At 55.4% G+C, this 805-nt stretch carries 1 protein-coding gene; it reads right to left on the reverse strand.

All coding sequences use genetic code 11. The features are described 5' to 3' along the window. Nucleotide 1: 1 nt before the first annotated feature. Nucleotides 2–367: a hypothetical protein gene (locus tag D6877_RS22015; protein ID WP_016774271.1), complete on the reverse strand. Its 366-nt coding sequence runs from the start codon at nucleotides 365–367 to the stop codon at nucleotides 2–4. Nucleotides 368–805: the final 438 nt, after the last annotated feature.

Genomic DNA, 805 nt, shown 5'->3' on the forward strand with positions numbered 1-805 from the left:
GCTAGTTCGACACGCGTCGGCTGTCGAGCACGCGATTGACGATCAGCTCACTCAACATGATCACCTGTTGCAACATCAGCAGCGATCGACGCTGTGGGTGGTCAATCACGCCGCCGATTTCGCGGGCCATGTCATTGGCGGCTGCCAGCGATTCACAGGCTTCGACGAGCAGCGTTTCCTCATCCACCGTCGGGTCAATGAGAAAGATCCTGCCTGGCTGGCGCTTGGGAATGGTGGTTTTGAGCGTCTGAGGGTCGAGGTAAAAGTTGATGGCGCGAGCGGCCGCATCTTTTATCCGCTGAGGTTCCAGAGCAGGGTCGTACGGGATTGAATCCGCTTCCGGCGGGTTTGGGGTTACTTTGAACATTGATGAAGCTCCTAACACATTTAAGGGAGGCTTCACCCTTTCGCTACCAAACGAAGGGTGGCGGCCATGCACAGGTTGGTAGACCGGGTGTTAGGATCCGGCGCGCCCTAGGACGCCCTATACATGGCCACCGCAAATCCGAGACAGAAATCTCGACGGCAGATCTGTATATCTAACACTGCGGGCTACCAAACCCGATCACCTATTTCAGTGACCGACAAACGATAGGACCCGCAGCCTAGACGCACAAGCCGGCGGATTCTGAAGTACCCGTAGGCAGCGGCGCAAGGCGTTGTAGGCTTTTTGGAGGAGAAATCGGTGTAATTTAAACGTGCTTGCCAAGTCGTGTTTATGCGCTGTACGTGCCTGCTCATCTCACATTTTCAGAATATCGGAGACCCGAATCTGTTTAGGCCGATCTCAAGGCCGTTGCGCCGT

The organism is Pseudomonas sp. Sample_9, from assembly GCF_004307535.1.
GTDB lineage: Bacteria > Pseudomonadota > Gammaproteobacteria > Pseudomonadales > Pseudomonadaceae > Aquipseudomonas > Aquipseudomonas mercuritolerans.